Genomic DNA, 6,932 nt, shown 5'->3' on the forward strand with positions numbered 1-6,932 from the left:
AGATGTGTAAAAGAGACAGCCGCCAGACGAAGCGCCACGCCCCGCCGACCCGCAGGTCGATCGCGGCCGCCACCACGTCCCAGCCGTGCGCGCCGTACCAGCGCTTGACCAGGGCGGGCTCGGTCCAGGCCGCGAAGACCAGCGCGCGGGGCGCGGCGAAGTCCCGGGTCATGACGATCGCCCGGTCCGAGGGGGTGGCGACCGTCACGGACGCCAACGCGGATCCCTGCCGATGGAGGCCAGGAGGCGGTCCTGCGCGGGCGCGCCGGGGTCGACCTTCACCTCCGGGCCGAACACCTCGACGCCCGGGCCGAACGCCCCCGGCGTCCGCAGCATCCGCATCGTCTCCTCCGGGATGGCGGCCATGCCCGCCAGGGCCCCCTCGACGTCGGCCGGGTCGATCGTGTCGTCCTGCCCGGTGGCCTTGGCCAGGTCCCAGCCGTGCAGCGGCAGGTCCTGGCTGACCACCTGGTCGATGTGCTGCAGCGCGGTCAGCCGCCCCGACGGCGTGTCGCACTCCTGCCCCGCCAGCGCCGGGTCGGCGAGCACGGCCTCGACGTCGGCGCGGGCGGCGCGGAACGCGGCCACCGGGTCCTCGGCGACGCCCGGAGCGGCGCTGAGGCCGCGGCCGAGCGGCGTCAGCATCACCCCGTGCATGTCGACGATGTGCTGGACGACGTCCCTGGCCGTCCACTTCTCGCACGGGGACCGGTTCGCCCACTGGTCGTCGCGGACGGCGGCGACCTTGGCGCCGAACGCGTCGGCGCGGCGCCGGTAGCGCTCGGCTATCTCCCCGGCGCCGGACGCGTCGGCACGCTGCCGGTACTGCTCCTCGAACTCACTCATCCTCGGCCTCCTTCAACTCGTCGAGCAGGATGTCCAGGTTCTGGAAGCGGTCCTCCCAGAAGCCCCGGTAGTTCTCCAGCCAGCCCGCCGCCTCCCTCAGCGGCCCGGGACGCAGCCGGCACGGCCGGCGCTGGGCGTCGCGGCCCCGCGTGATCAGCCCCGCCCGCTCCAGGACCTTCAGGTGCTTGGACACGGCGGGCTGGCTCATGTCGAACGGCGCGGCCAGCTCCGACACCGACGCCTCGCCGCTGCGCAGCCGGACCAGGATCGCCCGGCGCGTCGGATCGGCCAGCGCCGCGAACGTCGCGTCGAGCACGCTCGTGGCGACATCGCTCATGACCACCTGCCTTCATGACCAGGGTCGTTAACCTAGTGGTTCTATAACCGGATGGTCAAGGAAGGGGGATGCGGGCGCCGGCGCCGCGGCTGAAATCTCGGCAAAGGTTGCGCCTGCGCCGGGGCAGGCGCGCCGGGACGGGCGGGACGGCGCGGTTAGCGTGCGGGGATGCCGCAGACGCCGGGCGACAGCGACGCCCACGCGCCCGCCGACGTCCCTCCCGACACCCCCGCCGGGCCGCCGCCCACTGGAGGACCGCCCGCCGCCGGACCCGGCGGCGCCGGACCCGGCGGCGTCGGACCCGGCGGCGTCGGACCCGGCGGCGTCGGACCCGGCGGCGTCGGACCCGGCGGCGTCGGACCCGGCGGCGTCGGACCCGGCGGCGGGCCGCCCGGACGGATGCCGCCGTGGCTGCCGAGGGCGTTCCTGCTCGCCGGCGCGGTCGTGCTGCTGTTCCTGGCGGGGCTGTGGCTCCTGGAACGGCTGCGCGAGCTGCTGCTGCTCCTGCTGACGTCGCTGTTCCTGGCGTTCGCGATCGAGCCCGGCGTCAACTGGCTGGCCCGGCGCGGCTGGCGGCGCGGCCCGGCCACCGCCGTGATGTTCCTGGTCATCGCCGTGCTCGTCGGCGGGTTCCTCGGCGGCATCGGGTCGTTGCTGGCCACCCAGGCGATGAACCTGATCGACGGGTTCCCCGGCTACGTCGGCCACCTGATCGGCTGGATCAACTCCACGTTCGGGACGAACCTGTCGCAGGACACCCTGTTCCAGCGGCTGCCGACCGTGACCGACACGCTGACACGGCACCTGTCGTCGGTCGCGGGGAACGTGTGGGGGATCGGCGCCACCGCGTTCGGCGTCATCTTCAAAAGCCTCGGGGTCCTGCTGTTCACCTTCTACCTGTCCGCCGAAGGACCGCAGTTCCGCCGGACGGTGTGCTCCCTGCTCCCGCCGAGACGGCAGCGGCAGGTGCTGTGGGCGTGGGAGATCGCCGTGGAGAAGACCGGCGGCTACATCTACTCCCGGGCGCTGCTGGCGCTGCTGTCGGGCGGCGCGCACTTCATCGCCATGATCGGGCTCGGCGTCCCCTACGCCGCGACGCTCGCGCTGTGGGTGGGCGTGGTGTCGCAGTTCATCCCCGCCGTCGGGACCTACCTGGCGGGCGCGGTGCCCGTGCTGATCGCGCTGACCGTGGCGCCGTCGACCGCGCTGTGGATGCTGCTGTTCGTCATCGGCTACCAGCAGCTGGAGAACTACCTGCTGCAGCCCCGCATCACCGCCCGCACCCTGGACATGCACCCCGCCGTCGCGTTCGGGCTGATCCTGGCCGGCGCGGCCGTCATGGGCCCGATCGGGGTGCTGCTGGCCCTGCCCGTCGGCGCGAGCGTCCAGGCGTTCGCGAGCGCGTACGTGCGGCGCTACGACATCGAGGAGCACCCGCTCACCGTGCCGGACGCGCCCGCCGGCGCGATCTGGCGATGGCTGCGCCGCAAATGATCCCTTACCGTCGGGGCATGGCGGAGTTCGCGCGGCGGAACCGGTGGCTGCTCCTCGCCGTCGCCGCCGCGGTGACCGCGTCCGCGGCCTGGCACGCCACCACCGGCCCCGACCGGGTCGACTGGCTGCCCCCGCGCACCACCGGCCAGGACTGGTACCCGGTCTGCGAGGGGACGGCGTTCACCCGCGCCGCCCCCTACCGCGGCGCCGGGCCGCACCCGGTCGTCATCTACGGCGGGGCAGGGCCCGGCGGCGGCGCCTCCGCCGACCCTGGAGTCCACCGGGTTCGGTGAAGTCCTTCAAGCCAGCGTGATCTTGGCTGGCGGGAAGGAGAATGACTGCGATGTCTGCACCACGCAAATACCCCCAGGAACTTCGGGACCGGGCCGTGCGGCCGGCCATGGAGTCCGACCGGCCCATCGCGCAGATCGCGGCCGATCTGGGCATTCACCGCGAAGCGCTGCGCACCTGGGTCCGCCAGGCCCAGGCCGACGCGGGCCAGCGACCCGAACAGCTCACCAGCGCTGAGCGGGAGGAGCTCAAGCGGCTGCGCAAGGAGAACAACGAACTCAAGCGCGCCAACGAGATCCTCAAAGCGGCCTCTGCGCTTTTCGCCGCCGAGCTCGGCCAGCCCCGGACGAAGTAGTCATGGTGGTCGACCACCTGCGGGACCACTTCGGGGTCGAGCCGGTCTGCCGGGTCCTGGACCTGTGCCCGGGCACCTACTACGGCCGCAAACGCCGGCCACCCTCCGCCCGCACCCAGCGTGATGCGGTGCTGATCGAGCAGATCACCGACGTCCACCAAGCCAGCTATGGCACCTACGGCGCCTACCGGGTGCACCAGCAGCTACGCCGCCAGGGCGTGCAGGTCGCCCGCTGCACGGTGGAACGGCTGATGCGCGCCCATGGCCTGCAGGGCGTGCACCGCCGGGACCGGCAGCGCACCACTACGCCGGACCAGACGGCGCCACGGCCACCGGACCTGGTCAACCGGCAGTTCACCGCCGACCGGCCGGACCGCCTGTGGCTGGCGGATATCACCTATGTGCGCACCTGGGAGGGATGGGTGTACGTGGCGTTCGTGCTGGATGCCTACTCCCGCCGCATCGTGGGCTGGCAACTGGCCGACCACCTGCGCACCGACCTGCCGCTGGACGCACTGGAGATGGCGCTGTGGCAACGCGGCCGCGAACGGCCGGTGCAGCCCGGCAGCCTGATTCACCACTCCGATCGCGGCTGCCAATACGTCAGTTTCCGCTACACCACCCACCTGACCGACCTGGGCGTGACCGCCTCGGTCGGCTCGGTCGCCGATTCCTACGACAACGCCATGGCCGAATCGCTGAACGCCACGTTCAAGACCGAGCTGATCCACCGCCGCACCTGGCGCACCCGCGACCAGGTCGAATACGCCATCGTCGAATGGGTCGGCTGGTACAACCACCACCGGCTGCACACCGCCATCGGCGACGTCCCACCCATCGAATACGAGACCACCTACTACCGTTCCATCAACACACCAGCGCCAACCGGCGCCAGGTAGATCGGACTTCAGCGAACCCGGTGGACTCCACCCCGGCAAGCCGCCGTCCACGTGGCGGCCCACCGCGCCCGGACGGGTGGAGCTGGTCTCCTGCGCCGAGCCGATCGACGAGGACACCGGGCTCGGCGAGGAGGCGGCGCGGTGCCCGAAGTACTCCCGGGTCACCGTCTTCGAACGCCGCCGGACCGGCGAGGTCACCCTCTACCGGACGCGGTACCTGGTCCGGCTGCTGGAGGCCCGCACCGGGCGGGAGGTCCGCCGGTTCGAGATCACCGGCGCCGACGAGGTGTGCCCCCTCTACGGCCCGGAACCGGCGGTCCTGTATCGGTCGGGGATTCTGCCGTCGCAGTACCGGGCGGTGCTGGCCCCCTACGTCGAGGGCCCCGCCTTCTGAGCGCGAGCGACCAGGCCACCGCCCGCCGGGCCGCGCCCCGGCCCGCCGTCGTCCAGCTCGCGGGGCGGCGCGGTGCGCGGGCCGCCGGTGGCAGCAGCGTCACCGCCGTCCACGCCGCCGCGGCCGCCGGCGCCCACGCGACCGGCGCGCCGGTCACCGCGAACTTCACCAGCACCGCCGTGAGCACGCCCAGCGCGCCGAGCACCGCGGCCCACCAGCCGCGCCGGTCGCGGCGCGCCGGGCGGATCAGCGCGAGCGCCGTCACCGCCGCCAGCCCCAGCGTCCACGCCAGCCGCGGCCAGTACAGGGCCGGGTCGCGGCCGGTGCACGCCAGCGCCGCCACCCCCGCCATCACCGCGAGGACCCCCGCCAGCCGCAGCAGCGCACGGTCGCCGCTCACCCGCCCCGGCGCCCACGGCGGCAGCCGGTCGTCGGGCTGGTACCGCAGCCCGGGGATCAACAGTCGCCCCGCAGCACGCACGGCGGGATGGACGGGGTGAAGCCCGGCGGCGACAGCAGCCGCGACGGGTCCAGCGTCGGGACCCGCGGGAACGTCGGCGCCGGCTCGGGCGTGGGCGTCCCCGCGCGGGGCGCCACGGTCGGCACCACCTCCGCCGGCGGGGCGCCGCAGCCGCGCAGCGGCACCGACGCCACCGCCAGCACGCCCACCGCCGCCAGCGCGACCCGGGCCGGCAGCCACCACCGCGGAACCCCGGCCGGCGACGCGGCGGCAGGGGCGGTCAGGCCGGGGCCGGCGAGCGCGTCGCGGGCCTGGTCGGCGGTCGTGCGGCGCGCCGGGTCCGGCGCCAGCAGCCCCATCACCAGGCCGGCCAGGCGCGGCGGCCCGCCCGGCGGGGGCGGGGCGTGAGTGAGGACGGCGCCCAGCGCGGCCAGCGGCTCGGTGCGGCTGAACGGCGCCGTCCCGGTCAGCGCCGCGTACAGCAGCACGCCGAGCGCGAACAGGTCCGACGGCGGCGCGGCGGGCGCGCCGCGCAGCCGCTCGGGCGCGATGTAGCCGGGCGTCCCGATCGGGAGCCCGGTCCGGGTGATCCTCTCCTCGTCGTCCATCGCGGCGATACCGAAGTCGGTGAGCACCACCCGCCCGTCGTCGCGGCAGAACACGTTGCCCGGCTTGACGTCGCGGTGCACCACGCCCCGCGCGTGCGCGGCGCGCAACGCCTCCAGCACGCCGCGGCCGATCTCGGCCACCCGCTCGGGCGGCAGCGGGCCGTGCTCGTGGATCTCCACGTCGAGGCCGTGCCCCGACAGCAGCTCCATCACGATCCACGGCCGGCCGCCGGACGCGAACACGTCGTGCACGCGGATCGCGTTCGGGTGGCGGACCCGGGCCGCCGCGCGCGCCTCCCGCAGCGCCCGCTCGGCCATCACCGCCCGCCGCTCGGCCGACGTCCCGTCGGGCAGCAGCAGCTCCTTGACCGCCACCTCCCGGTCCAGGACGGTGTCGGTGGCGCGCCACACCGCGCCCATCCCGCCGCGGCCCAGCAGGACCTCCAGCCGGTAGCGGCCCCGCAGCACGGTCACCGGGCCCTCCTCCTCCATGTCAGCGCCTGGCCCGCAGGTGGGCGGCCACGGCGCCGGCCATGGCGGTCAGCTCCGCGCGGACGGCGGCGGCCGGGCCGTCCAAGGGCTCGGCGCGGACGCTCACCACCACGTTGGAGTCGCGGAAGGTGACCTCCATGAGGCGCACCGTGCCGTCCGCGCCCGTCCGGTGGCCGTTGACCTCGCGGATGAACGCCTCGTCGGCGACGCCGTCCAGCGGCCGGGGACGGCGCGCCTTCCGCTCCTTCCCGATGCCGGACGAACCACCCGACTCCCGGTAGGTGAACGGGTACCGCTCCTCGTGCTCCAGGTCGAAGCCGCTCAGGAACCGCAGCCAGCGGTGCGCGGCACCGGCCGAGGAGAACCGCAGCGCCGCCGGGCTGCCGTGCTCGCCCCGGTACCCCTGATACCAGCGCAGGCTGTACCGGGCGCCGCCCGCGCAGGTGCGGACCCCTGACGCGTCCGCCTCCGCGGCCCCGAACGCGACCTGCCCCACCTTCACCGGGCACAGCGCGAGCCCCGCCCGGTAGGCGCCCGCGCCGCGCGGCCCGGTGACCGCGCCGGGCAGCAGGAACACCGCGGCGGCCACCGCCATCGCGGTCAGCCACGCCAGCTCCGGCAGCAGCAGTCCCCGCAGCCGGGGACGCCGCCGCCCGGCATAGAGCCGGTTGAGCGTCGGGAGAAGCCCGGGGCGGTGGGCCCGCACGTATTCCTCCACCCGGGCGAACAATTCAGGGCCCGGATAGTCCACGTCAT

Annotated in this window: 10 protein-coding genes; 5 read left to right on the forward strand and 5 right to left on the reverse strand. The window is 74.6% G+C overall.

The genetic code is table 11. From position 1 onward, the window contains the following. The 3 genes from ETD83_RS37645 to ETD83_RS37655 all read right to left on the reverse strand — a co-directional run. The coding region (locus tag ETD83_RS37645) for an SRPBCC domain-containing protein (RefSeq protein WP_230421457.1) at positions 1 to 208 on the reverse strand (208 nt) is incomplete at its 3' end. Then, positions 205 to 846 carry a TIGR03086 family metal-binding protein gene (locus tag ETD83_RS37650; protein ID WP_138649977.1) on the reverse strand — a complete coding sequence of 214 codons (642 nt, stop codon included), beginning with the start codon at positions 844 to 846 and terminating at the stop codon, positions 205 to 207. The genes ETD83_RS37650 and ETD83_RS37645, both read right to left, overlap by 4 nt. After that, a complete protein-coding gene (locus ETD83_RS37655) occupies positions 839 to 1,183 on the reverse strand; it encodes an ArsR/SmtB family transcription factor (RefSeq protein WP_138649978.1) in 345 nt (114 codons plus the stop codon). Before ETD83_RS37655 ends, ETD83_RS37650 begins: the two co-directional genes overlap by 8 nt. A gap of 168 nt (positions 1,184 to 1,351) precedes the next feature. Here ETD83_RS37655 and ETD83_RS37660 point away from each other — a divergent pair, with 168 nt between their 5' ends. From ETD83_RS37660 to ETD83_RS37680, 5 genes are all read left to right on the forward strand, one after another. After that, entirely contained in the window at positions 1,352 to 2,677 is a 1,326-nt protein-coding gene (locus ETD83_RS37660) for an AI-2E family transporter (RefSeq protein ID WP_138649979.1), read from the forward strand. A 17-nt stretch (positions 2,678 to 2,694) separates the two neighbouring features. Then, complete coding sequence (locus ETD83_RS37665; RefSeq protein ID WP_138649980.1) at positions 2,695 to 2,970, forward strand: hypothetical protein; 276 nt, start codon at positions 2,695 to 2,697, stop codon at positions 2,968 to 2,970. Between the two features lie 50 nt (positions 2,971 to 3,020). Beyond that, positions 3,021 to 4,222, forward strand: a protein-coding gene (locus ETD83_RS37670; RefSeq protein ID WP_230421458.1) for an IS3 family transposase whose coding sequence is annotated in 2 segments (ribosomal slippage) — positions 3,021 to 3,285 and positions 3,285 to 4,222 — 1,203 coding nt in all. Because the reading frame shifts where the segments join, the coding sequence is not laid out codon by codon here. Positions 4,223 to 4,298: 76 nt separating this feature from the next. After that, positions 4,299 to 4,616, forward strand: coding sequence for a hypothetical protein (locus ETD83_RS37675; RefSeq protein WP_138649981.1), 318 nt, complete (start codon positions 4,299 to 4,301; stop codon positions 4,614 to 4,616). A gap of 179 nt (positions 4,617 to 4,795) precedes the next feature. After that, the gene (locus ETD83_RS37680) at positions 4,796 to 5,116 is read left to right on the forward strand and encodes a hypothetical protein (RefSeq protein ID WP_138649982.1); all 321 of its coding nucleotides are present in this window, start codon (positions 4,796 to 4,798) and stop codon (positions 5,114 to 5,116) included. Here ETD83_RS37680 and ETD83_RS37685 read toward each other — a convergent pair. Both ETD83_RS37685 and ETD83_RS37690 read right to left on the reverse strand, forming a co-directional pair. Continuing rightward, a complete protein-coding gene (locus tag ETD83_RS37685; protein WP_171064665.1) occupies positions 5,073 to 6,158 on the reverse strand; it encodes a serine/threonine-protein kinase in 1,086 nt (361 codons plus the stop codon). The two genes, ETD83_RS37680 and ETD83_RS37685, sit on opposite strands and share 44 nt — an antisense overlap. Before the next feature lie 19 nt (positions 6,159 to 6,177). Then, positions 6,178 to 6,932: hypothetical protein (locus tag ETD83_RS37690; RefSeq protein ID WP_205718098.1), on the reverse strand; the 755-nt coding region annotated here is incomplete at its 5' end.

It is taken from the genome of Actinomadura soli (genome assembly GCF_005889715.1).
GTDB lineage: Bacteria > Actinomycetota > Actinomycetes > Streptosporangiales > Streptosporangiaceae > Spirillospora > Spirillospora soli.

Excerpts from the sequence above, each read along its gene's own strand:
- ETD83_RS37655 (WP_138649978.1), bottom strand. The coding sequence starts at position 1,183 with ATGAGCGATGTCGCCACGAGCGTGCTCGACGCGACGTTCGCGGCGCTG.
- ETD83_RS37660 (WP_138649979.1), top strand. The coding sequence starts at position 1,352 with ATGCCGCAGACGCCGGGCGACAGCGACGCCCACGCGCCCGCCGACGTC.
- ETD83_RS37650 (WP_138649977.1), bottom strand. The coding sequence starts at position 846 with ATGAGTGAGTTCGAGGAGCAGTACCGGCAGCGTGCCGACGCGTCCGGC.
- ETD83_RS37665 (WP_138649980.1), top strand. The coding sequence starts at position 2,695 with ATGGCGGAGTTCGCGCGGCGGAACCGGTGGCTGCTCCTCGCCGTCGCC.